Here is a 22,681-nt window from a genome sequence, read left to right as displayed (position 1 = left end):
AGGTGCAGACGCCCGAGGTTCAAAATGACGTGCTGGGGCCGTGCAAAAACACAGCCCCAGCTCAATTCAAAATCGCTTAGACGCGACGACGCTTCGGCGGGCGGCAGCCGTTGTGAGCGATCGGAGTCACGTCGCGGATCGACGTGATGTTGAAGCCCACTGCGGCCAGCGCGCGCAGAGCCGATTCACGACCCGAACCGGGGCCCTGAACTTCGACTTCCAGCGTCTTGACGCCATGTTCCTGCGCCTTTTTGCCGGCATCTTCTGCAGCCATCTGAGCGGCGTAGGGAGTCGATTTCCGCGATCCCTTGAAGCCCATGGTACCGGCAGACGACCACGAGATGGCGTTGCCCTGTACGTCCGAGATCAGGATCTTGGTGTTGTTGAAGGTCGAGTTCACATGGGCGACGCCCGATGCGATGTTCTTACGCTCTTTGCGCTTAACGCGAGTCTTATCACGTGCCATCAGTCAGACCCTCCCTTATTTCTTCTTACCAGCGATGGCCTTTGCGGGGCCTTTGCGGGTACGAGCATTGGTGTGGGTACGCTGACCGCGAACCGGCAGGTTGCGGCGGTGACGCAGACCGCGATAGCAGCCCAGGTCCATCAAGCGCTTGACGTTCATCTGAACTTCACGACGCAGGTCACCTTCAACGGTGAAGTTTTCGTCGATGTATTCACGGATCTTCAGAACTTCGGCGTCGGACAGTTCGTTGACGCGACGAGTCGCTTCAATGCCCACGGCTTCGCAGATCGCTTTGGCCGAGGTGTTACCGATACCGGTGATATATGTGAGGGCGATAGGTACCCGCTTTGCAGTCGGGATGTTTACGCCGGCAATACGTGCCACGTGTCACTTTCCTTTTCGTTGCGGTTCCGTAGCTCCAGAACCTTTTTTCACAACGCCTAACCATGGCAGTGCCGCCAGAGGGTTCAGCATTATTCGAGGTGGTCGGGGCAGTTGGGACGAATCCCGCCTGCGGTCTTGATTCCCTAAGGGGATGGGGGTCGATATGGGCTTTTTAGCCGGACGTCAAGCCCATATCATTTCAGGCAAAACGTCAGCCGTTCAGTACGTCGGCAATCGCGCCCTGAACCTCTTCGATTTCACCCAAACCATTGATCTTGGTGAGCTGACCCTTGGCGTAGTAATAACCGATCAGCGGAGAGGTTTTCTTGTAGTACTCCATCAGGCGGGTCTTGAGGCTTTCCTCATTGTCATCCGCCCGGCGTTTGAAGTCGTTTTCCTTGCCGCAGTTGGTACATTTGCCATCGGCAGGGATCGGTTTGGTGATGTCGTTATAGACCTCACCACATCCGCCACAAGTTGACCGGGCGGTAATGCGCTGTACAAGCGCAGCGTCGTCGACTTCCATCTCGATCACGGCATCAAGGCTTTCACCAGTGCTGACCAACAGCTCACCCAAAGCGTCCGCCTGCGCCAGAGTGCGCGGGAAACCGTCAAAGATAAAACCGCCTGCGGCGCCTGCTTCCAGCTTCTCGCGGATCAGACCGATGACGATCTCGTCGGTGACCAATTCGCCCTTTGCCATCACTTCGGCAACGCGGTTGCCCATCTCGGTGCCGCTGTCCTTGGCTTCGCGCAGCATATCGCCGGTGCTCAGCTGAACCATGCCGCGCGTTTCAACCAAGTGACGCGCTTGCGTTCCCTTACCCGCACCCGGCGGGCCTAACAAAATGATGTTCATCGACGAGCGGGTCCCTTCCTGCCGCGTTTCTTGCTTTTTCCGCGCAACTGGGACTTTTCGATAAGCCCTTCATATTGATGCGCCAGCAAATGGCTCTGGACTTGCTGGATCGTATCCATGGTCACAGAGACGATAATCAGAACCGATGTACCGCCGAAATAGAACGGAATGGCGAACTGGTTCCGCAGAATTTCCGGCAGCAAGCAGACCGCTGTCAGATAGACCGAACCCAGAACCAGTACGCGGTTGACCACGTATTCCAGATACTCGGCGGTCTTTTTGCCAGGGCGAATTCCGGGCACAAAGCCGTTCTGCTTTTTCAGATTGTCCGCAACGTCGTCTGGTTTGAACGATACGTTGAACGTGTAGAAATAGGCAAAGAACACGATCATCGAGGCAAAGAACAGCAGGTACAGAGGCTGTCCGGGGCCAAAGTTCGCCAGCAGCCACGACATGATCGGCCCATTGGTCGCGCCCGACGAGAAGGTCGAGATCGTCACCGGCAGCAACAGCAGCGAGCTTGCAAAGATCGCCGGGATAACCCCCGCCGGGTTTACTTTGACCGGCAGGTGGCTTGAGCCGCCTTCGTATACCTTCATACCGGCCTGACGGCGCGGGTACTGGATGTGGATCTTGCGCAGAGCACGTTCCATAAACACCACGAAGGTGATAACCGCGATGACCATGATAATCACACCGATGATCACGGCGGGGCTGATTGCGCCCGAGCGGCCCGATGCAAAGAACTGCGCCAACGCAGCGGGAACTTCGGCGATGATGCCCACGAAGATGATCAGCGAGATACCGTTACCGATGCCGCGCGCGGTGATCTGCTCACCCAGCCACATCAGGAACATGGTGCCGCCGACCAGGGTGATCATGGTGGACATGCGGAAGAACATGCCCGGATCAGTCGCCAGATCGCCCGATTCCAGCGAGACGGCCAGACCATAGGCCTGAACGGTGGCCAGAGCCACGGTGCCGAAACGGGTATATTGGTTGATCTTCTTGCGTCCCTGCTCGCCCTCTTTCTTGAGCTGTTCGAGCGCGGGAACCATGGATGTCAGCAGCTGCACGATGATCGAGGCCGAAATGTAAGGCATGATGCCGAGGGCAAAGATACCCATCCGCCCCAGCGCCCCGCCGGTGAACATCGAAACCATACCGCCGATGCCCTGCCCCGCTTGCTCCATGAACTCGCGCAGTGCTTGGCCGTCGATGCCCGGAACCGGAATGAAGGTGCCCAGACGATAGACGATCAGCAATGCAAGCGTGAACAGGATGCGGTTGCGCAGATCGGTGGCCTTCCCAAGGGCAGACCAGCTTGTGTTGGCTGCCATTTGTTCTGCTGCTGATACCATAAATCGGTCTTTCTTATGAAAACACCGCCCGGAACCGTTTTCCGGCTCGGGCGGCGTCTTGGAAAACTCTGAGGTCTATGTAAGCGGGTCTTGGCCCGCTCACAAGCGCTTACTCTGCCGCAGCAGCTTTTGTGACCTTAAGTGAGCCGCCCGCTTTCTCGACTGCTTCTACAGCAGATTTCGAGGCACCGGTGACTTCCAGGTTCACTTTTGCGCTGATTTCGCCTTTGGCCAGAACGCGAACACCGTCCAGCTTGCGGCGAACAAGACCGGATGCAACCAGCACATCCTCGGTGATCGCAGCTTTGGCGTCCAGTTTGCCGGCGTCGACGAATTTCTGGATCAGGCCCAGATTGATAACGGCGAATTCCTTGCGGTTCGGCTTGTTAAAGCCGCGCTTGGGCAGGCGCTGGTACAGCGGCATTTGGCCGCCTTCGTAGCCATTGATGGCCACACCCGAACGGGATTTCTGGCCTTTGATACCACGGCCACCCATTTTACCTTTGCCGGAACCTGGGCCACGGCCAACGCGAGTGCGTTTCGGGTTGGCGCCAGGATTGTCGCGCAGTTCGTTCAGTTTCATTTCGCTTCTCCTAAGCCGGATGTGACCCCCGAAGCGTGATGGGCCAAACACGGCATTTCTTGGTTTTGATTCTCGTGGCCGCAAAGCCACCGGAGGCGTATAGAACTGTTAAGATCGCTTGGCAAGCCCGGTCGGGGCTAGGCGTCATGTGCCTTGTGCCTATGCTCCCTCCGAGGTCTCGAGGGGTAGCATCGATGCAGCGAGAGGATCTATTCTATGTTTGGCAATCAAGCGTCCTATCAGACTGTCCGGGTCGGGCTGACCGCCATACTTGTTCATTAGGATAGAGCGCATTCGCCGCCCGTAGAAATGGATCGAAACTGTGTCGTCTTTCAGAAATCGGCTAGCATCAACACCAGGTCGCGCCAACGCGCGTCTGCGCGAGTAGTTGAAGGCACGAAACACATTCTCGGGCAGTGAATACCTAATCTCGCCGGTCTGGTGCAGCGCCCAAGCAAAAGCTTTTGGGCCCCAGACGCCCCACACGTTTACAGGGCTACCGTCTAGCAGCGCCTGCTCTAGCGGCTTGCGATGGCGCGGAGGCAGCCAAGGTGGGATAAGGTACGGGTCGCTGGTGACTTCAATCAGTTTCCCCAGAGTTTCACTATCTTGCGGCAGGCCAAGCACACCAATTGCCACCTCGCCTTCGAGATAGCCGTAATAGTGCCCGTTCTCCGTTGTGAATGGCTTGATGCAATAGGCATCTGTATCCGCCCAGATCAGATCGTTCTCTTGCGCCAGCATCCGGTATCGAAACTTATCCGAATGCGGTGCGGGACTGCCAGTCTTGCCGTGAGTAATGAACTCGACGTCAGGTAAAACCTCGCGCGCATCCCGATGTTCAACGCCTTCAGGAATGTTTGTCACTTTGTCATAGGTGTAAAGACGTACGCTTTGGCCGACATCAAGGTATGACTTAATGCAAAGTTGCTCAAGAAAACTGAGCGGCCCTTCGACCCAAAGCATTCCGATCTGATATTCGGCCAAAATAGTCATCCTTCACTTCGGACAAAAACCCTATAGGTCGCCATCGAAGGATTTGACGGATTTTGGAAGAGCCCGCAACCGAAACGCGCGATTTTTCCCGCGCCCTATGGCACGCGGACACTTGAAAACAAAAGAGACGCCTTGCGGCGTCTCCGGATCAATGAACTCTCGCTTCGATTACGAGCAGTACACGTGTTCCCGTGCGATATCTTTGATGTCGCACCGACGTACACCGATGTCATCCAGTTCGCGATCTGTCAGACCCTGCAGTTCCGAGTAAGTCTGATTGTACTGTGCGCGCAGGGCTTGAGCTTCTTTGAAGCTTGCTACCAGTATTGCGATACGGGCGCTCAGGTTGAAGCCGCCAAATGTCTGTGTTGCAGTATGTGCCATGTCTCAGTTCCTTTCGAATGTCGGGGCGTATTCCCCGATGTCACTTGTTTGTTCCTTGGTTGGACAGGCGTGAGATAGGCAGGACCGCTATCGCTAACAACGGAAGTTTTGGTCTAGCCGCTATGCGAAAAATGCAAGGGCTTGTGCGAAACACAAAAGGTCTGATGGCCTAGTTTCTGATTTGGCCGACGTAACGGCCTTTACCCTCGTTCACCAGAACCAGTTTTCCATCGTTCACAACATAAAGATCGAACCGAGGCTTCGTATAGCCGATGCACCGCATTCCATTGTCATAAAACTTGTAGGACCCAGCGCTCCAGGTTTGTCCATTGGCCTTGTAGGAATACGATCCATCCGCTGCGTAGGTTTCAACCTCGTTTCCGGGGTACACTGCTTTGCGACCAGCAAGATTTTTCTGTAGCCATGCCGCATTCACCTTCTGGTCCCCGTCCGAAAAGAAGCTCTTGGACAATTTAGGAGCCTTAGCAGGGCACGCGGCCTGAGCTGTGAAACCGACAAACACGCCGCAAAGCGCTGAAATCAAAATCTTCATGATAAACATCCATCAAAAAAAGGCCCCCGAAACGGAGGCCTTTTCTAAGTCTTCGAAGGGGTCGCGATTAGCCGCGCTCTTCGACGATCTCTACCAGATGCGGAATCTTGCGGATCATGCCGCGGACCGAAGGAGTGTCTTCCAGTTCACGGGTTTTGTGCATCTTGTTCAGGCCCAGGCCGATCAGGGTTGCGCGCTGTTCGGCGGGGCGGCGGATCGGGGAACCGATCTGCTTGACGACGATGGTTTTTGCCATGGGTCGCTCTCCTTACGCTTCGGCTTCAGTAGCCGGTGCTTCGTCCCGCTTGGGCAGGATGTCGGCAACCTTTTTGCCACGACGTGCGGCAACCGAACGCGGGCTCTGCTCTTTCTGCAGGCCGTTGATGGTGGCGCGGATCATGTTGTACGGGTTCTGCGAGCCCAGCGACTTGGAAACAACGTCCTTGACGCCCAGCATTTCGAACACAGCACGCATCGGACCACCGGCGATGATACCAGTACCTTCAGGTGCGGTGCGCATAACCACTTTACCGGCGCCGTGACGGCCCTCGATGTCGTGGTGCAGGGTACGACCTTCGCGCAGTTGCACGCGGATCATCTGACGCTTGGCTTGTTCAGTCGCCTTACGGATGGCCTCAGGTACTTCTTTCGCTTTACCTTTGCCAAAGCCGACGCGGCCTTTCTGATCGCCGACAACCACCAGAGCGGCGAAGCCAAAGCGCTTACCACCTTTTACGGTTTTCGACACGCGGTTGATTGCGACCAGACGATCTGCAAATTCCGGTGCTTCTTCACGGTCGCGGCCACGGCCCCGACGGTTTTCACGTTCTGCCATTTGGCATCCCTTTTCTCATGTGGCGCTTACGGCGCCGTTTAGTTCAATCCAAGTGAGCCCCGACTGACGTCAGGGCTCCCGGATCATCGGGGCGGATCGAAACCCGCCCGCAAGTCTTAGATCTTCAGACCACCTTCACGCGCGGCGTCGGCAACTGCCTTCACCTTGCCGTGGAACAGGAAGCCACCACGATCGAAATAGGCCTCTTCGACGCCTGCCTTCTTGGCACGCTCGGCGATGGCCGCGCCCACTTTGGTGGCCGCTTCGACGTTGTTCTTGCCAACAACACCCAGATCTTTTTCCAGGGTCGAGGCCGAAGCCAGGGTCACGCCACGAACGTCGTCGATCAGCTGAACGCTGATGTTCTTGTTCGAACGGTGAACCGACAAGCGTACACGGCCGGCGTTGACTTTGCGAAGTTTGTTCCGAACGCGCAGGCGGCGCTTCAGAAACAGGGTTCTTTTGCTGTTTGCCATTGTTTGCGTCCTTACTTCTTCTTGCCTTCCTTGCGGAAGATGAACTCGCCCTTATAGCGGATGCCCTTGCCTTTGTACGGCTCGGGACGGCGCCACTCGCGGATTTTGGCCGCGGTTTCGCCCACCAGCTGCTGGTCGATACCTTCCACAACGATCTCGGTCTGCTTCGGCGCGGTGATGGTGACACCTTCCGGAGCAGTGAAATCAACATCGTGGCTGTAACCCAGGTTCAGCTTCAGGGTGTTGCCCTGCATCTGAGCCCGGTAACCGACACCCTGGATCTCCAGCTCTTTTTTGAAGCCTGTGGTCACACCGGTTACCAGGTTGGCAACCATGGTGCGGCTCATGCCCCACTGCTGGCGGGCACGCTTGGACATGCCACGGGGGTCGATCTTGACCACGTTGTCTTCAACCGACAGCGTCACGTCGTCGGTGGCGGTGAAGCTGCGGGTGCCTTTCGGACCTTTGACTTCGATGGTCTGGCCGGACACAGAGGCGGTAACGCCGCTGGGCAGCTCGACCGGTTTTTTACCAATACGAGACATTGCAGACCTCCTTAGAAGACGGTGCAGAGCACTTCGCCGCCAACATTGTTGGAGCGAGCGTTTGCGTCCGACATCACACCTTTCGGAGTGCTGACAATCGACACACCCAGACCCTGACGGACCTGCGGGATGTCATTGACGCCCATGTACACGCGGCGACCGGGCTTCGAGACCCGCTTCAGTTCGCGAATGACAGGGGTGCCTTCGTAGTATTTCAGGCTGATTTCGATGGCCGGATGACCGTTTTCGCCGGTCGTCTTTTCATAGCCACGGATGTAACCTTCGTCCGCCAGCACGTCCAGAACCCAACCGCGCAGCTTGGAAGCAGGTGTGGAAACGGTGGACTTGCCGCGCATTTGCGCGTTGCGGATACGGGTGAGCATATCGCCGATAGGATCATTCATATCTATGTCTCCCTTACCAGCTCGATTTCACCATGCCGGGGATCTGACCAGCAGAACCCAGCTCGCGCAGCGCGATACGGCTGACCTTCAGCTTACGGTAGTAAGCGTGGGGACGACCGGTCAGCTGACAACGGTTGTGCAGACGTGTAGCCGAGCTGTTGCGCGGCAGTTTCGCCAGTTTCAGACGCGCTTTGAAACGCTCTTCCATCGGGCGGCTCTCGTCATTCGCGATTTCTTTCAGCTCGGCACGCTTTGCGGCATATTTGGCCACCAGGCGTTCGCGCTTCTTCTCGCGTTCGATCATTGCTTTTTTAGCCATGTCTCAATCCTCCCGGCGCTTACGCGTTGAACGGCATGTTGAATGCTTTCAACAGGCTCTTCGCTTCAGCGTCGGTTTTCGCTGTGGTGGCAATTACGATATCCAGGCCCCAGACTTCGTCGACTTTGTCGAAATCGATTTCCGGGAACACGATGTGCTCTTTCATGCCCATGGCAAAGTTGCCCTGACCATCGAAAGACGGCTTAACACCGCGGAAGTCACGAACACGCGGCATCGCGATGGTGATCAGACGATCCAGGAATTCGTACATCCGGTCACCGCGCAGGGTCACTTTCGCGCCCAGCGGCATGTCTTCACGGACGCGGAAACCCGCGATCGACTTCTTCGCCTTGGTTGCAACGGCCTGTTGACCAGCAATCGCAGTCAGATCTTCGACAGCAGCTTTTGCTTTCTTCGAGTCTTTGACGGCCTCAGCACCACAACCGATGTTCAGAACGATTTTTTCCAGCTTGGGCAGCTGCATGTCGTTCTTGTAGCCGAACTCTTCTTTCAGAGCGGCGCGGATGGTTTCAACGTACTGAGCTTTCAGACGCGGGGTGTAGGTTGCGTTATCAAGCATCGATCACGTCCCCTGTGGTCTTGGCGAAGCGGACCTTCTTGTCACCTTCCATGCGGAAGCCAACGCGGGTTGCTTTACCGTTTTTGTCCAGCAGTGCCAGGTTCGACAGCTCGATCGGGTTTGCCTGAGGCAGGCGACCACCTTGCGAGTTCTGGGTCTGGCGGGTGTGGCGGATGGCGATGTTGATGCCATCGACAACAGCTTTACCGGCTTTGGGGTCAACCGAGGAAATGGTTCCCTCTTTGCCCTTGTCCTTGCCGGCCAGCACAACGACCTTGTCGCCTTTGCGGAGTTTAGCAGCCATGATTACAGCACCTCCGGAGCCAGCGAGATGATTTTCATGAAGTTCTTGCCGCGCAGTTCGCGAACAACGGGGCCAAAGATACGGGTACCTACGGGCTCGTTGTTGTTGTTCAGGATGACGGCGGCGTTGCGATCAAAACGGATCGCGGTGCCGTCTTCGCGACGGACTTCCTTGGCGGTGCGTACGACGACGGCCTTACGGACGTCACCTTTCTTTACGCGGCCGCGCGGGATGGCTTCCTTCACCGAGACGACAATGATGTCGCCAACGGAGGCGTATTTACGCTTGGAACCACCCAGGACCTTGATGCACTGAACTCGGCGTGCGCCGGAGTTGTCAGCGACATCCAGATTGGTCTGCATCTGGATCATGTGGTTTCTCCCGACCTGTGGGGGCTGGTCTCGTTAGATCCCCCAGGGTTTCGACAAATGGGAAAATCCCGGAAACTTACGCTTCCAGAACTTCCCAACGTTTCGTCTTCGATTTCGGCGCGCATTCGATGATGCGTACGGTGTCGCCGACCTTGAAGGCGTTCTTTTCATCGTGAGCCCGGTATTTCTTAGACTTACGGATGGTTTTCTTCAGAACCGGATGTGTAAAGCGGCGCTCTACCTGAACGGTTACGGTCTGTTCGTTGGCGTCGCTGGTCACGGTGCCTTGCAGGATACGCTTGGGCATCTGATTACTCCTCGGATGCCGCAGCAGCGGCCTTTTCGTTCAGAATGGTTTTGACACGGGCAGCATTGCGGCGGGCCGCTTTGATGCCGGCAGTGTTTTCCAGCTGACCGGTTGCCTGTTGAAAGCGCAGGTTAAAGCTTTCTTTCTTCAGGTTGGCCAGTTCCTCGCGGAGCTGGTCCGGGGTCTTGTCACGCAGTTCTTGGGCGTTCATCGCCTTTTTCCTTTGCTCAAAACACCAGAAGGCCCCCTGATAGGGTCACCTTGGACCTGGTGGATGAATTATAGACATACGAATCGCCCGACAACGCCGGGAGATCGCAGGATGCCGCCGTATAAGGGTTTGAAGGGTGGGTGGCAAGGGAAAGTTTGGAAGCCGGTCTGAACACGGCTCTCCACTAACCCGAGCAAGCCTTTAACGCAGTCCAAGAGACATAAAATGTAGCAACAAATATCGCGGCCCAGATTGCACCCTCATATCTCGGCAGCAAGTGCAAATTAGAACGCCACAGAATTGCCCGAAGACCATCCTTAACGTTCCCGCCAGAACGAAAGAGCGTCGCAAGAAACAGTATGAGGAAGCCGCCCCAAAATACTAGGGCGCCAGCATTCACAGCCTCCGCAAGGCAGCTGTTACTCCCATTTGTAGTTAAAGCTGACACTGATCCGCTCTTCCTCGGCCATGTTCATTGGCACCTCGTGGCGCAGCCAGCTTTCCCAAAGCAGGACATCGCCAACTTGCGGCTTCATATAGATGAACGGCTGCAAGTCGCGTCGACCACCTTTCAACCGTGTCGGGGCGGCCATCATGCGGCCTGAGCGGGGGTCTTCCAGTTTCAGCGCGCTCGCGCCTTCGGGCATTGCCACATAGGTCGTGCCCGAGATTACGCTGTGCGGATGCAAGTGGCTGGAGTGCATGCCGCCCTCGGGCAGGATGTTGATCCACAGGTCCTCCAGTTTCAGCTCGCCCTCGCCCAAATCGAACTCCAGGTCCTTGGCAAAGGCGGCCACGTGCTGATCCAGCGCTTTGACCAGATCGGCGAAGATCGGGAACCGCCATGGCAGATCGGTCAGTGAGGCATAGCTGGTGTAACCGGGATAGCCGTTCTCTTCACACCATTCCTGCCCGGCCTCATCATCCTCGGCGATGACAAGGCAAGAGCTTTCCAACTCATCCGGGTCGATCTTAGGATCAAACTCGGACAAAGCTGCGCGATAGAGACGGGTAACGAAGAGCGATTCAATCTGTGCCATGGCCCCGTCATAGCCCAGTCAGTTCGCGCAGGCGAGGGCTATGACCGCCCCGGGTCGCGACCTATTGCTGCAACAGATCCGGCCAGTAGCCGTTCGCTTTTTCGATATTCTCGTCGATCTTGTTTGCCCAGGTCCGGCGCACCTCAATGCTGTAGTTCAGGTACAGCTTGTCATCCCAGATGCGCCAGGCGATCGGGTCGACATCCGCAAGCGCGTTCTGGCTGGCCGCGTAGGCGCAATATCCGCCAAATTGTGGCGCGAACTTCGCAGGATCGGACAGGAAGGCTTGCCGGTTTTCATCACTCAGAAAGACCCAAGTGGTCCCGTCATAATCGGTCGCAATCTCTGGGTCGCCTTTTTGAGGATTGCCACCGCGCCAATACGTCATGACGTCATAGCCGTTCATCGCGAGACCGTTGAAGTGACCCAGGTTCACTTCGGGCGACGCAGCGAGCGCGGTCGGCGCGGCCATCATTGCCGTGCTGATCAACAGAGAGGAAAGTGCAAACAGGCGAAGAAAGCGTGACATGACCGGCCATCCCGAAACGATGATGCTAGGCCCGATGATATCCATGTCGCCGTTCAGATTGCCAGTCACGTCTCTGTGCCCTGCGCCCGGAAAAGAAAAACCCCGCCAGTTTCCCAGCGGGGTCAGTACCAAACAATCGGGTTTCCCCGGATCGCTTACCAGTCTTCGCGAACCACGACGCGAGTCTTGATCGGCAGCTTCATCGCGGCCAGGCGCAGGGCCTCGCGGGCGATGTCGTCATTGACGCCGTCGATCTCGAACATCACGCGGCCAGGCTTGACTTTGCAGGCCCAACGGTCGACCGAACCTTTACCTTTACCCATACGAACTTCGATCGGCTTTGCAGTGACCGGAGTGTCGGGGAAGATGCGGATCCAGACACGACCCTGACGCTTCATGTGACGCGTCATGGCACGACGTGCAGCTTCGATCTGGCGTGCAGTTACACGCTCAGGCTCAAGAGCTTTCAGGCCGTAGGTGCCAAAGTTCAGATCAGAGCCGCCTTTGGCGAGACCCTTGATCCGGCCTTTGTGCATCTTGCGGAATTTAGTACGCTTTGGTTGAAGCATATCTTTCCCTCCTTAGCGACGACCGCCACCAGCACCACGAGGTGCAGGGCCGTCCTGGAGTTCCTGTGCTTTACGGTCACGTGCCTGCGGATCGTGCTCCATGATCTCACCTTTGAAGATCCAGACCTTGATCCCGATGATCCCGTAAGGAGTCATCGCTTCGGCATGTGCGTAATCGATGTCGGCACGCAGGGTGTGCAGAGGCACGCGGCCTTCGCGGTACCACTCGGTCCGTGCGATTTCGGCGCCGCCCAGACGACCAGCGACGTTCACCCGGATACCCAGGGCGCCCATGCGCATGGCGTTCTGAACCGACCGCTTCATGGCGCGACGGAACGAAACACGACGTTCCAGCTGCTGAGCGATGGACTCGGCAACCAGCTGCGCGTCAAGCTCGGGCTTGCGCACTTCGACGATGTTCAGGTGCAGTTCGCTGTCGGTCATACGAGCAAGCTTTTTGCGCAGAACTTCGATGTCTGCACCTTTCTTGCCGATGATGACACCGGGACGTGCAGTGTGGATCGTAACGCGGCACTTTTTGTGCGGACGTTCGATGATCACACGGGCAACACCGGCCTGCTTGCACTCTTTGTTGATGAACTCACGGATCTTGAGGTCTTCCAGCAGAAGATCACCGTAGTCCTTGGTGTCGGCGTACCAGCGGCTGTCCCAGGTGCGGTTGACCTGCAGGCGCATGCCGATCGGATTTACTTTATGACCCATTAGGCTTGCTCCTCAACTTGACGCACCTTGATGGTGATCTCCGAGAACGGCTTCATGATCTTGCCGAAACGGCCACGGGCACGCGGACGACCGCGCTTCATGACCAGGTTCTTGCCAACCCATGCTTCGGCGACGATCAGCTCGTCAACGTCCAGGTTGTGGTTGTTTTCGGCATTCGCGATTGCGGACTGCAGGCACTTCTTGACATCCTGCGCGACACGCTTGTTCGAGAAAGTCAGGTCGGTCAGAGCCTTCTCAACTTTCTTGCCGCGGATCATTTGCGCAACCAGGTTCAGTTTCTGCGGGCTGGTGCGAAGCATGCGGGTTTTCGCCATTGCTTCGTTTTCAGCCACGCGGCGGGGGTTCTTTTCCTTGCCCATGACTTACTTCCGCTTCGCTTTTTTGTCTGCGGCGTGGCCATAATAGGTACGGGTCGGCGAGTATTCACCGAACTTCTGACCGATCATGTCTTCCGAGACGTTGACGGGAATGTGCTTCTGGCCGTTGTACACACCAAAGGTCAGACCCACGAACTGGGGCAGAATGGTGGAACGACGCGACCAGATTTTGATGACTTCGTTGCGGCCCGACTCGCGCGCTGCTTCGGCTTTTTTCAGCACGTAAGCATCGACGAAAGGACCCTTCCAAACAGAGCGAGACATAGATTAACGTCCCTTCTTCTTGGCGTGCCGCGAGCGGATGATCAGCTTCTGGGACGCTTTGTTCTTGTTGCGGGTACGCTTACCCTTGGTGTCCTTACCCCACGGCGTAACCGGTGTACGGCCACCCGAGGTACGACCTTCACCACCACCGTGCGGGTGATCGATCGGGTTCATTGCAACACCACGAACCGACGGACGAACGCCTTTGTGGCGCATACGACCGGCTTTACCGAGGTTCTGGTTCGAGTTGTCGGGGTTGGACACGGCACCAACGGTGGCCATGCATTCCTGACGGACCATGCGAAGCTCGCCCGAGCTCAGACGGATCTGAGCGTAGCCGCCATCGCGACCAACGAACTGAGCGTAAGTACCAGCCGCACGTGCGATCTGACCGCCTTTACCCGGCTTCATCTCGATGTTGTGGACGATGGTACCAATAGGCATGCCCGAGAACGGCATTGCGTTGCCCGGCTTGATGTCAGCTTTTGCCGACGCGATGACTTTGTCACCAACAGCTAGACGCTGCGGAGCCAGGATATACGCCTGCTCGCCGTCTTCGTATTTTACCAGTGCGATGAATGCGGTCCGGTTCGGGTCATATTCGATCCGCTCGACGGTTGCCGCGACATCAAATTTGTTCCGTTTGAAGTCAACGATCCGGTAGAGACGCTTTGCGCCACCACCGCGGCGGCGTGAAGTGATCCGTCCGGTGTTGTTCCGGCCGCCCGATTTGGTCAAACCCTCTGTGAGAGACTTGACCGGACGTCCTTTCCAAAGCTCCGAACGGTCGATCAGCACCAGCCCGCGCTGGCCCGGCGTCGTCGGCTTGTACGACTTAAGTGCCATGCTTTCTGTCTTCCGTTTAGCAAGTGCAGGGAGTTTCCCCGCTATGTGATAGGCCCCCGTAGGTGCCAAGGGTATAGGGCCCCGAAGGTCCCCGGTTACAAATATCAGAGGCCCCGGAACGAATCCGAGGCCGCAAGATTGGGAGCGTGTAACAGGGTTGGGGGTGGGTGTCTATAGGGCGCGATACGATTTCCCAAATCCCATTAGCCAAGGTTTATCACGTCAAGTTACCGCGCATATTTGGCGTCTATGAAAACGGCCGCAAAGAAAACGACCGCCCCCATCGCCGTCAGACTGGAAATTCCTTGGCTCAGGAACAGCCATGCCCAAAGCGATCCCCAAAACACTTCGGAAAGCGAAATCATCGCAAATTCAGCGGCAGGCACAAACTTTGAACCGAGGGTGAATAACAGGAAAGTTGTTCCAGTGAGACAAAAACCCACAAACATCATGAGCCAAACTGCAGACCAGTCGCCCGAAAAACCCTGCCCCGTCAGCGCCAGAAAACTCAAACCCCAAACGATACCGAGGCCCCCACCCAACAACATCGCCGGACGCATATCAGTGGCTTTTCCGGCGCGAAGCGATACCGTAAAAACGGCATATGCAATTGATCCGCATAAAGCAGAAACATCACCGTAAAAATGTCCAGGCTTTGAACCTGCCAGATCGGCCTTACCACCGAGTGCGACGAAACATATGCCCAGCATTGCTAACCCAAGCGCCAGCAACGTGGCCAAAGACAGTCTTTCACCCAGAACGAACCAACTAAGAAGTGCCGAGAACATTGGCGCAATCGAGAAAAACAACAACGTACGCGCGACGGTTGTGTGCTGGAATGAGTACATCGATAAAACCAGGGCCATCGAAATTGAAAGGCCTGCGCAAAGCCCAGGCTTTCCGATGCCGAACATCACACTGGACAAAGGCTTTGCGCTATCGAAGATCAATAGGAACAAAAAAAATAAAAATATGCCAATACAGCGGAAGACGAGCAATTCAGAAGGACTTGATTGATCGAAAGCCGCGACCACAGAGCCTGTAGGCGAAACCACCACTGCCCCAATCATAATCAGAGCTATACCCCCGCGGTGACTCTTAAAGAAACGCATCTATAACCTTTGAAGAATTGCCCCACAGCAAAGCTACTTCATCAGTTGTAAATTTCTCAAGCTACTCCATCAGCATACCCCAACGCCAATGGCTATAAGAGAGAACGTTGTGCGTCATCGGCAACGTGTTCTGGCGGCCAAAACTCATACGCCTTGCTAACGGCGCAGTGGGTCAGTCACCCCAAAGATCGCCTGCGACACAGCGGCTCGGACTCCACCGCGATCCGTTGCTTAAGTTTGATATGCCCCAGCACCTCGCGAAAGGCGCGGTGTTTGGGTTTGCCTTCCAGATAATCCGCCAGTTTGAGCAGATTGATCGGGTGTTTCGCAATCAACGCCTCGATCCGCTGCACTGCGTCGTCCAACTCATAATGGTCCACGTACTGACAGGCCACCTGTGTGGGCGTCAGCAGGCAGTAATCCTGCGGGCGTTTCTCGGTATAGCGTGCAATGTCGAAGGGCGAGGCGCCGAGGGCGTGGAACTTGGGGATGTGCACGCGCATATCGGCCTCGGCGTGCTCTAGCACCGTGCCCGAGGTCTGACGAAATCCAAGCGGGCCAAGCTTGCCAACCACGTGCTTACGCATCGCAGGAGAGACCATATCCACATCCGCCCGGTCGTATTTCAGATCGTCGAAAACCGAAAGCATCCCCAACTTTTCATCGGCGATTTGAAAATAGGGCTCAGCGCTGAAGGCCCGCATCCGCTCGACAACCTGTGCGCGCGCAGCCTCAGCTTCTGGGCCAACCGCAGTCGGTTGCGCCGGCTTGGCCGCAAACAGTTGCATCATGCGCCAAGCCAGAGATTGGCGCCGCGGCTCTGGGGAGTGCACAGGCTCAGAGGCCCGTTCCGTATGTGGTTCCGTCAATTCAGTTCCCGCTCGTGTACCATATCGGAGAGGTATAGGCCCGGTCCTGAACGGTTGGCGGTACGGCCTCGGGCAGAGGGACCCCGTAGAAAGCCGCGTCGTAAGTCGTCCATCTGGGCTTTGGTATCTCTATCACCCGAATATAATAGAACGCATCCTGCCCTTCGTCGAATTCCGGATCCTGCCAATAGGCCGACAAGGCCGGGGAACCAATCGAATTGGTGTAGGTGGCGGACTCGATATCAACCGTATTCCCAACGGGTTCACGCGCGCGACCGTCTTCGCCGATCTGCCTATCTCCAGATACGGCGAGGTCATAGATCCGCTCATGCGTCTGACCTTCGGCATCCAGCCAGCCCTTGATAATCTGCACCCGGTCAAGATTAGCTCCGTCCGGATCGCGCAGAGCCCGGATCAGGAACCGAGGTGTTCCACCTTCGGGGATGTTCATCAGATCACCCCCCATCGGAACGCCATTCTGATACCCGTTGGATACGAAATCCGCTGCGTGCAAATCAGCCTCTTCAAACCCCCACCCGCCGAATACACGCACGCGAATGCGGCTGCCGGTTGTGGCATAGGCCTCTTTGCGGGTGATCGCGCCAAAAACCTCGGCGCGGGTGTTTTCGCGGGCCCAGACGGCTGTCAGACCAGCTGCGGATTCCTGCGCTGTGACAATCCGCAAGGCGGGATCCTCAGCCGGGATCACATCGATATTGTGCCGATTGGCCGAGGGTTCGGTGTGCTGATACTTGCCGAAATAGTTGTCCTCACGCGTGGTCGGAATGGCCGTGTGGGCATCGGTGGTGCCATAGAGGCCGAACTTATAGGGATTGACGCCGATCTCACGGCCCAGCTCCAGCCCGACCTTCAACGCGGACCTCGCATATTCATAGCGCAACATCTCGGGTGTCTTGGCCACTGTGCCGGACAGGTTAGCCACGTCCCAACTTTCGAAATCGGCGAACTCGTCGTCGGGGGACAACATGGGGTGGGTTTCCTCATCCCCTTTGATCTGCGTCATCTCGTGCATCGGCTCCCAGCGAATTCTCTTCGCGGCATAATCTGCATCCATTGGTGAGCCATCGAACTTGTTCTTGCTGAACATCAGCCCGTTGGACATGTTCGCATTATGCGGCACGGCAATTGCCTGCCCGCCCGTGCGCTCCTCATAAGCTTCAAGGTATTCCCACAGCATCTGGGGGTCCGGAGCCTCGAAGAAGGAAAGGGGTTTTGTCCGGCTGGTCTTGTCAGCCCCATCCGCAAACAGGATCACACGATGGAGATTGTCGCCCCTGGGGGTGAAGGTCCATTCAAAGCCGGTAAGCGCCGTGAATTGACCGGGGACGTTGTACTGATCCACGGTTTCAACAATCTCGAGCCATAGATCGCCGTCCAAACCTAGACCCGCAGTTGGGTCACGCCCCTGAACAGTGCCAAGGTCGATGATTTCCGCAAAGGCGGCCATTCGGGCGTCCTGCCCTTCCCGGAACTGATCATGGATGCGCTTGCCCCACTCATCCTGTAACAGCCGAGGATTCGAAGTGCGGATCGCCGTGGCTAGCCCCAGCATCTCGGCATGTTCAGTAATCGCGAGGAAATCCAGCGGGCGGATCAATTGTACAGGCTGCCCTGTGTTCGACATAACTTTTTCGCCGCGGGCAATTCTAAAAGCATCATGGATCGTAAGCGACGTGCCGATCAGACCGGCATCGAATGAGATTTCCGTATGAAAGTGCAAATCACCGAACAAAACAGTATCCGGGTACGAGCGACCGACAAATGGCGAATAGGATTCTTCGAGGCCAACGGCCTCTGGCGCGACAACTCCTTCAAACGCGTGCGCGCCCGAGATCATGGCGGTTGTCGATACTGCAAATGACCAAATCAAGTTCTGAGTTTTTGATGAAACGAACATCTTGTACTCCCCCTTGGTACAAAAATTCATATCTCAGAATATCACATGTTCCCGGGAGAGTCATTTTTAGGGCCATATCTGACCCAGTGCCGAAACGAAAAAAGCCCCCGCTTCCGCGGAGGCCTTTGTGTCTTGCCACAGACGGGTCCGATCAGAGACCGGTGCTCACGTCGATGGTGTTACCCTCTTCCAGGGTCACATATGCTTTTTTGACGTCTTTCCGACGACCCAGCTGGCCGCGGAACCTCTTGACCTTGCCTTTGGTCACGGTGGTGTTCACCGCTTTGACCTTCACACCAAACAGTGCCTCGACGGCCTCTTTGATCTGCGGCTTGTTGCTGTCGATCGCCACTTCAAAGACAACCGCGCCGTTTTCGGACGCCATGGTCGACTTTTCAGTGATGATCGGCTTGCGGATCACGTCGTAGTGTTCTGCCTTCGCGCTCATTTCAGACGAGCCTCCAGTGCTTCGACAGCCGCTTTGGTGAGCACCAGGGTGTCACGCTTGAGGATGTCATAAACGTTTGCACCCATCGACGGCAGGATATCCAGACCTTCGATGTTGCGCGACGCCTTCAGGAAACCTTCGTTCACGGTCGCGCCGTCGATGACCAGAGCACGTTTCCAGCCCAGGTTTGCAACCTGTTTGGCCAGAGCGGCGGTCTTGCCTTCGGCTTCGGCGTTCTCGATCACAACCAGTTCACCTGCTTTGGCTTTGGCCGACAGAGCGTGGCGCAGGCCAAGCTTGCGGAACTTCTTCGGCAGGTCGTGGCCGTGCGAACGAGGGGTCGGGCCCTTGTAGATACCACCCTTACGGAAGATCGGCGCATTACGGTCACCATGGCGTGCGCCACCAGTGCCCTTCTGGCGATAGATCTTCTTGGTCGAGTAGCTGGTTTCCGAGCGGGTCTTGACCTTGTGGGTGCCAGCCTGCGCGTTGTTGCGCTGCCAACGGACCACACGGTGCAGGATGTCCGCACGCGGCTCGAGACCGAACAGGTCGGCGTTCAGCTCGATGTCGCCGGCTTTGCCGCCGTCCAGTTTGATTACATCAAGTTTCATGCTTCACCACCTTCCGCGGCAGCTTCTTCCGCAGGTGCTTCGGTTGCAGCCGATTTCACAGCAGCCGGGAAAGGCAGGCCTTCCGGTGCTTTCTTCTTGACGGCGTCCTTGACGGTGACCCAGCCCGATTTCGGTCCGGGAACGGCGCCTTTGATGAAGACCAGGTTCCGGTCGGCGTCGGTTTTGACGACTTCCAGGTTCTGGGTGGTGACACGGGCAGCACCCATGTGACCGGCCATCTTCTTGCCTTTGAAAACCTTGCCCGGGTCCTGACACTGACCGGTCGAACCGTGCGAACGGTGGCTGATCGAAACACCGTGCGAAGCGCGCAGACCACCGAAGTTGTGGCGCTTCATCGCACCGGCAAAGCCTTTACCGATCGAGGTGCCCGAAACGTCAACTTTCTGACCTTCCAGGAAGTGTTCTGCCGAAATCTCGGCGCCCACATCAATCAGGCCATCTTCGGAGACGCGGAACTCGGCCAGCTTACGCTTGGGCTCAACCTTTGCAGCGGCGTAGTGGCCGCGCATGGCTTTCGAGGTGCGTTTTGCCTTGGCAGCACCGGCGCCTAGCTGAACGGCGGTGTAGCCGTCTTTGTCAGCGGTACGCTGTGCAACAACCTGCAGGTTGTCCAGGTGAAGAACGGTCACAGGGATCTGCTTGCCGTCTTCCATGAACAGGCGGGTCATGCCAACTTTTTTTGCGATAATACCAGAGCGCATAATCTATACCCTCCGATCTTACGACTGCAGCTTGATCTCGACGTCCACACCAGCAGCGAGGTCGAGCTTCATCAGCGCGTCAACGGTCTGGGGGGTCGGATCAACGATGTCGAGCAGACGCTTGTGCGTACGGATCTCGAACTGGTCGCGGGATTTCTTGTCAACGTGAGGGCCACGGAGAACCGTGAACTTCTCAATTTTGTTCGGCAGCGGGATCGGGCCGCGCACGTTCGCGCCGGTCCGCTTGGCAGTGTTGACGATCTCTTGCGTGCTGGCATCCAGAACGCGATAGTCAAATGCCTTCAGCCGAATACGGATGTTTTGGCTTTGCATATTAACAGCCTTTTTTAGGCGTTGAGGTTGAGAGGAGGACAGACGCGCATCGCCAACCCTCTTCGAACCCAAAAGGCGGGAATCACCCCGCCTTGATGTTCTTATTGAGAACTCGCGCGTACTAAAGGCGCTCGAGTATTTTGGCAAGAGTAAAATTGAATGCAGCTGGTACACGGCATGCTAAGCTTAGCCAATTCACTAACCATACGGCACCATGTCGTGTAGCAAGCCTTATGAGGTAAGCTCAAGTGGAGTACCCGAAACTTGGTGGCCAATACTGGGAGGAGGAATAGGTGAAAGTTATCCCGTTGACTGGAACTATCGGCGCCGAGATTGTAGGCGCGCGTGTAACCGACCCCGACGATTTTCAGCAAATCTTCGACGCCTTCGCAGCGCACTCCGTTGTTGTCATACGAGACCAGCAATGCACGCCGGGCGATCACTTGGCTTTTGCGCGGCGCTTTGGCCAGATTAACGTAAACCGGTTCTTTAAACCCGTTGTGGGCTATCCCGAGATTGCCACCGTGCTCAAAGAAAAGGATCAAACGGAAGCCGTCGGCGAAGGGTGGCACACGGATCACTCATATGACGAAGTTCCGGCTATGGGTTCGATCTTGCGCGCATTGGAAGTCCCTCCGTTCGGCGGAGACACCTTGTTTGTTTCCATGGCGGCGGCATACGAAGCTCTTTCACCTTCTATGCGCAAGTTCGTTGATGGCCTGTCAGCCGTCCACTCGTCTCGCCATGTATTCGGATCCTCTATTCGCGATTCCGAAGCAGCAACAAGCGGGCGGCTCGGAAATGCTAACGCTGCGACGCAGGATGCAACGCATCCCGTGGTCATCACTCATCCGATTAGTGGTCGTCGGGGATTATATGTTAATCCTGTTTTTACCACCCATATCCAAGGCTTAAACCCAGATGAGTCTCTGGCGATTCTGGCCATGATATATGAGCATTGCAAACAACCTGAATTTCAATGCCGTATACGGTGGAGCGCCGGAGACATTACCATATGGGACAACCGGGCAACCTGGCACAAAGCTATCAACGACTACCATGGCTTTCGTCGATTGATGCACAGAGTCACGATAGAGGGCGTTCCATTGGGGGCCGCCGTGGCTGCCTGAAGGCCTGCTCCTCTCAGCAAATCAACGATCGTGTCGAAGACAAAACAGACCGCCTGATATGCGATGTTCTTTCTTACCTCTATGGTGTGGGCTCTAACTTGTCCGGCGGAGCCATTTTCACCCACCGGCCGGCAGAACCGACTTAATCGATGATTTTCGGCACAACGCGGCGACCTACGATTTTCACCCTTTCTTTGCCATGCGCGATAGCTTCAGATCCCGATAGTCGAACAAAGCACTGTCAAATGGCGCAAAAATCGCGTCGCAGTCGGTTGCTTGCGGTGACGGAGGCCTGATGAACTCATGCAGCTCGAACCCATGTTCAGCCATAATCGAGACGAAATCGCTGAACTTGTAGCCGCCCTGGTAACGGCGGCGCGTTGAAACCTCGGCCAAAACGAAGGCGCAGTTTTGCAACAACTCTGATGCGCCCCGGATGACTTCGATCTCGAAACCCTCTGTGTCAATTTTCAGGCCGAATGGCCCTTCATAAGTAGACGCAACCTCGTCAAGAGTCCTCACCGACACCTGTCGTTCTTCGATTTTTGACATCTGTACCGTGGCGGATTCTTCGAATTCCAGCATGGTCGCGCGTGTCCCCATCGACCGAGTGCCAACTGTTGGAATACGCAGCGTTGTCTGCCCGCTTTCCGCCCCAACACCGCAGGCATGAAAGTCGAAATTGATTTTGTCCGACCAGTTTCTTCGAAGCTTTGTTTCGTATTCAGCAATCGGCTCGATCAAAACGAATTTGGCGTCGGGGAATGCATCATAAAGATGCGCGGTTCCACCGGCGACCCCAACATCAATGACGGTTTGGACGTCAAAACCGAGACTGCGGATGTATTCGCCCGTCTCTTTGTTCGGCAGAACCTCATAGCCGCGGCGTTTCAAACGTCTGGACAGCCTTTGTACGATTTCGTCCATTTAAAGAACTCCCTGAACGCTTGCGTCAAAGTGGATCGACACAGACCTTTTTGAGCACTTCTTTGGACATTCTACAACTCGTAAAACTCACCGCAGCCGTGGCGCCAGCCAAGCTACAAAACGGCCCCTTGGGCGCCCTTTCGGGAAGTTTGCACCGGTATGTTGCCGACCGCAGAACGCACCTGCTCGCGTTTCACTATGGTCTGGGAGAGGGCAAACAAAAAAGGGCGCCCATTTGGGCGCCCTTTCTGTCGGTATTCGCGGGTGCGAATTACTCGATGATTTTCGACACAACGCCGGC

General features: G+C 56.3%; 36 protein-coding genes. 2 read left to right on the top strand and 34 right to left on the bottom strand.

Annotation, left to right across the window (positions count from 1 at the left end):
- Positions 1-76 precede the first annotated feature (76 nt).
- The 33 genes from rpsK to rpsJ all read right to left on the bottom strand — a co-directional run bounded on the left by rpsK (position 77) and on the right by rpsJ (position 20,323).
- A complete protein-coding gene (rpsK, locus tag GOV53_RS13980; protein WP_008757289.1) occupies positions 77-466 on the bottom strand; it encodes a 30S ribosomal protein S11 in 390 nt (129 codons plus the stop codon).
- 15 nt (positions 467-481) lie between these two features.
- The gene (gene rpsM, locus GOV53_RS13975; protein ID WP_170332212.1) at positions 482-850 is read right to left on the bottom strand and encodes a 30S ribosomal protein S13; all 369 of its coding nucleotides are present in this window, start codon (positions 848-850) and stop codon (positions 482-484) included.
- Between the two features lie 211 nt (positions 851-1,061).
- Entirely contained in the window at positions 1,062-1,709 is a 648-nt protein-coding gene (locus tag GOV53_RS13970; protein ID WP_170429298.1) for an adenylate kinase, read from the bottom strand.
- Positions 1,706-3,070 (bottom strand): preprotein translocase subunit SecY, encoded by a 1,365-nt coding sequence (secY, locus tag GOV53_RS13965; RefSeq protein WP_170429295.1) that lies wholly within the window; start codon positions 3,068-3,070, stop codon positions 1,706-1,708. The genes GOV53_RS13970 and secY overlap by 4 nt, the downstream gene beginning before the upstream one ends.
- Positions 3,071-3,179: 109 nt before the next feature.
- A complete protein-coding gene (gene rplO / locus GOV53_RS13960) occupies positions 3,180-3,653 on the bottom strand; it encodes a 50S ribosomal protein L15 (protein WP_170429292.1) in 474 nt (157 codons plus the stop codon).
- Between the two features lie 159 nt (positions 3,654-3,812).
- Positions 3,813-4,649 (bottom strand): hypothetical protein, encoded by an 837-nt coding sequence (locus GOV53_RS13955; protein WP_170467589.1) that lies wholly within the window; start codon positions 4,647-4,649, stop codon positions 3,813-3,815.
- A 168-nt stretch (positions 4,650-4,817) separates the two neighbouring features.
- Complete coding sequence (locus GOV53_RS13950; protein ID WP_170467587.1) at positions 4,818-5,033, bottom strand: DUF1127 domain-containing protein; 216 nt, start codon at positions 5,031-5,033, stop codon at positions 4,818-4,820.
- A 169-nt stretch (positions 5,034-5,202) separates the two neighbouring features.
- On the bottom strand, positions 5,203-5,586 hold the full coding sequence (locus GOV53_RS13945; RefSeq protein ID WP_170467585.1) for a hypothetical protein: 384 nt from the start codon (positions 5,584-5,586) through the stop codon (positions 5,203-5,205).
- Between the two features lie 67 nt (positions 5,587-5,653).
- Positions 5,654-5,842 carry a 50S ribosomal protein L30 gene (rpmD, locus tag GOV53_RS13940; protein ID WP_050605831.1) on the bottom strand — a complete coding sequence of 63 codons (189 nt, stop codon included), beginning with the start codon at positions 5,840-5,842 and terminating at the stop codon, positions 5,654-5,656.
- A gap of 12 nt (positions 5,843-5,854) precedes the next feature.
- Complete coding sequence (gene rpsE / locus GOV53_RS13935; RefSeq protein ID WP_170467584.1) at positions 5,855-6,421, bottom strand: 30S ribosomal protein S5; 567 nt, start codon at positions 6,419-6,421, stop codon at positions 5,855-5,857.
- A gap of 116 nt (positions 6,422-6,537) precedes the next feature.
- Positions 6,538-6,897 carry a 50S ribosomal protein L18 gene (gene rplR, locus GOV53_RS13930; RefSeq protein ID WP_039523386.1) on the bottom strand — a complete coding sequence of 120 codons (360 nt, stop codon included), beginning with the start codon at positions 6,895-6,897 and terminating at the stop codon, positions 6,538-6,540.
- A gap of 11 nt (positions 6,898-6,908) precedes the next feature.
- A complete protein-coding gene (gene rplF, locus GOV53_RS13925; protein ID WP_170467582.1) occupies positions 6,909-7,442 on the bottom strand; it encodes a 50S ribosomal protein L6 in 534 nt (177 codons plus the stop codon).
- A gap of 11 nt (positions 7,443-7,453) precedes the next feature.
- Positions 7,454-7,846 (bottom strand): 30S ribosomal protein S8, encoded by a 393-nt coding sequence (rpsH, locus tag GOV53_RS13920; protein WP_068340741.1) that lies wholly within the window; start codon positions 7,844-7,846, stop codon positions 7,454-7,456.
- 13 nt (positions 7,847-7,859) lie between these two features.
- Positions 7,860-8,165, bottom strand: coding sequence for a 30S ribosomal protein S14 (gene rpsN, locus GOV53_RS13915; protein WP_068340744.1), 306 nt, complete (start codon positions 8,163-8,165; stop codon positions 7,860-7,862).
- A gap of 19 nt (positions 8,166-8,184) precedes the next feature.
- The gene (gene rplE, locus GOV53_RS13910) at positions 8,185-8,745 is read right to left on the bottom strand and encodes a 50S ribosomal protein L5 (protein WP_170467580.1); all 561 of its coding nucleotides are present in this window, start codon (positions 8,743-8,745) and stop codon (positions 8,185-8,187) included.
- Complete coding sequence (gene rplX, locus GOV53_RS13905; RefSeq protein WP_155148683.1) at positions 8,738-9,049, bottom strand: 50S ribosomal protein L24; 312 nt, start codon at positions 9,047-9,049, stop codon at positions 8,738-8,740. Before rplX ends, rplE begins: the two co-directional genes overlap by 8 nt.
- Before the next feature lie 2 nt (positions 9,050-9,051).
- Complete coding sequence (gene rplN / locus GOV53_RS13900) at positions 9,052-9,420, bottom strand: 50S ribosomal protein L14 (RefSeq protein ID WP_008757934.1); 369 nt, start codon at positions 9,418-9,420, stop codon at positions 9,052-9,054.
- A 76-nt stretch (positions 9,421-9,496) separates the two neighbouring features.
- On the bottom strand, positions 9,497-9,727 hold the full coding sequence (rpsQ, locus tag GOV53_RS13895) for a 30S ribosomal protein S17 (RefSeq protein WP_170356682.1): 231 nt from the start codon (positions 9,725-9,727) through the stop codon (positions 9,497-9,499).
- A 4-nt stretch (positions 9,728-9,731) separates the two neighbouring features.
- Positions 9,732-9,938, bottom strand: a complete 207-nt coding sequence (rpmC, locus tag GOV53_RS13890) for a 50S ribosomal protein L29 (RefSeq protein WP_010437082.1) — start codon at positions 9,936-9,938, stop codon at positions 9,732-9,734.
- Between the two features lie 419 nt (positions 9,939-10,357).
- Positions 10,358-10,978 carry a 2OG-Fe(II) oxygenase family protein gene (locus GOV53_RS13885; RefSeq protein ID WP_170467578.1) on the bottom strand — a complete coding sequence of 207 codons (621 nt, stop codon included), beginning with the start codon at positions 10,976-10,978 and terminating at the stop codon, positions 10,358-10,360.
- 61 nt (positions 10,979-11,039) lie between these two features.
- Positions 11,040-11,576: a YHS domain-containing (seleno)protein gene (locus GOV53_RS21525; protein ID WP_170467576.1), complete on the bottom strand. Its 537-nt coding sequence runs from the start codon at positions 11,574-11,576 to the stop codon at positions 11,040-11,042.
- An 86-nt stretch (positions 11,577-11,662) separates the two neighbouring features.
- A complete protein-coding gene (rplP, locus tag GOV53_RS13875; RefSeq protein WP_058283513.1) occupies positions 11,663-12,076 on the bottom strand; it encodes a 50S ribosomal protein L16 in 414 nt (137 codons plus the stop codon).
- A 12-nt stretch (positions 12,077-12,088) separates the two neighbouring features.
- Entirely contained in the window at positions 12,089-12,799 is a 711-nt protein-coding gene (rpsC, locus tag GOV53_RS13870) for a 30S ribosomal protein S3 (RefSeq protein ID WP_008758042.1), read from the bottom strand.
- Complete coding sequence (gene rplV, locus GOV53_RS13865) at positions 12,799-13,179, bottom strand: 50S ribosomal protein L22 (protein WP_039538267.1); 381 nt, start codon at positions 13,177-13,179, stop codon at positions 12,799-12,801. Before rplV ends, rpsC begins: the two co-directional genes overlap by 1 nt.
- Positions 13,180-13,182: 3 nt before the next feature.
- Positions 13,183-13,461 carry a 30S ribosomal protein S19 gene (gene rpsS, locus GOV53_RS13860; RefSeq protein WP_005980699.1) on the bottom strand — a complete coding sequence of 93 codons (279 nt, stop codon included), beginning with the start codon at positions 13,459-13,461 and terminating at the stop codon, positions 13,183-13,185.
- 3 nt (positions 13,462-13,464) lie between these two features.
- Positions 13,465-14,307 carry a 50S ribosomal protein L2 gene (gene rplB, locus GOV53_RS13855; protein ID WP_170356688.1) on the bottom strand — a complete coding sequence of 281 codons (843 nt, stop codon included), beginning with the start codon at positions 14,305-14,307 and terminating at the stop codon, positions 13,465-13,467.
- 227 nt (positions 14,308-14,534) lie between these two features.
- Entirely contained in the window at positions 14,535-15,419 is an 885-nt protein-coding gene (locus GOV53_RS13850) for a DMT family transporter (RefSeq protein ID WP_170467574.1), read from the bottom strand.
- Between the two features lie 176 nt (positions 15,420-15,595).
- Complete coding sequence (locus GOV53_RS13845; RefSeq protein ID WP_170467572.1) at positions 15,596-16,210, bottom strand: hypothetical protein; 615 nt, start codon at positions 16,208-16,210, stop codon at positions 15,596-15,598.
- A gap of 79 nt (positions 16,211-16,289) precedes the next feature.
- On the bottom strand, positions 16,290-18,206 hold the full coding sequence (locus tag GOV53_RS13840) for a DUF3604 domain-containing protein (protein ID WP_217361254.1): 1,917 nt from the start codon (positions 18,204-18,206) through the stop codon (positions 16,290-16,292).
- A 151-nt stretch (positions 18,207-18,357) separates the two neighbouring features.
- The gene (locus GOV53_RS13835) at positions 18,358-18,654 is read right to left on the bottom strand and encodes a 50S ribosomal protein L23 (RefSeq protein ID WP_008757532.1); all 297 of its coding nucleotides are present in this window, start codon (positions 18,652-18,654) and stop codon (positions 18,358-18,360) included.
- Positions 18,651-19,268 carry a 50S ribosomal protein L4 gene (rplD, locus tag GOV53_RS13830; protein WP_155148664.1) on the bottom strand — a complete coding sequence of 206 codons (618 nt, stop codon included), beginning with the start codon at positions 19,266-19,268 and terminating at the stop codon, positions 18,651-18,653. The genes GOV53_RS13835 and rplD overlap by 4 nt, the downstream gene beginning before the upstream one ends.
- Entirely contained in the window at positions 19,265-19,990 is a 726-nt protein-coding gene (gene rplC, locus GOV53_RS13825; RefSeq protein ID WP_170467570.1) for a 50S ribosomal protein L3, read from the bottom strand. Before rplC ends, rplD begins: the two co-directional genes overlap by 4 nt.
- Positions 19,991-20,008: 18 nt before the next feature.
- Positions 20,009-20,323, bottom strand: a complete 315-nt coding sequence (rpsJ, locus tag GOV53_RS13820) for a 30S ribosomal protein S10 (protein ID WP_008756422.1) — start codon at positions 20,321-20,323, stop codon at positions 20,009-20,011.
- Between the two features lie 293 nt (positions 20,324-20,616).
- Between rpsJ and GOV53_RS13815 the strand changes: the two genes are divergently transcribed.
- Positions 20,617-21,453 carry a TauD/TfdA dioxygenase family protein gene (locus GOV53_RS13815; RefSeq protein ID WP_170467568.1) on the top strand — a complete coding sequence of 279 codons (837 nt, stop codon included), beginning with the start codon at positions 20,617-20,619 and terminating at the stop codon, positions 21,451-21,453.
- Positions 21,454-21,636: 183 nt separating this feature from the next.
- Here the strand turns inward: GOV53_RS13815 and GOV53_RS13810 are convergent, their stop codons facing one another.
- Complete coding sequence (locus GOV53_RS13810; protein ID WP_170467566.1) at positions 21,637-22,380, bottom strand: FkbM family methyltransferase; 744 nt, start codon at positions 22,378-22,380, stop codon at positions 21,637-21,639.
- A gap of 62 nt (positions 22,381-22,442) precedes the next feature.
- Here GOV53_RS13810 and GOV53_RS21195 point away from each other — a divergent pair.
- The coding region (locus GOV53_RS21195; protein WP_217361253.1) for a hypothetical protein at positions 22,443-22,681 on the top strand (239 nt) is incomplete at its 3' end.

Source organism: Ruegeria arenilitoris, from assembly GCF_013035315.1.
Classification (GTDB): Bacteria; Pseudomonadota; Alphaproteobacteria; order Rhodobacterales; family Rhodobacteraceae; genus Ruegeria; species Ruegeria arenilitoris_D.
This window is presented reverse-complemented; position numbering and strand designations above follow the sequence as displayed.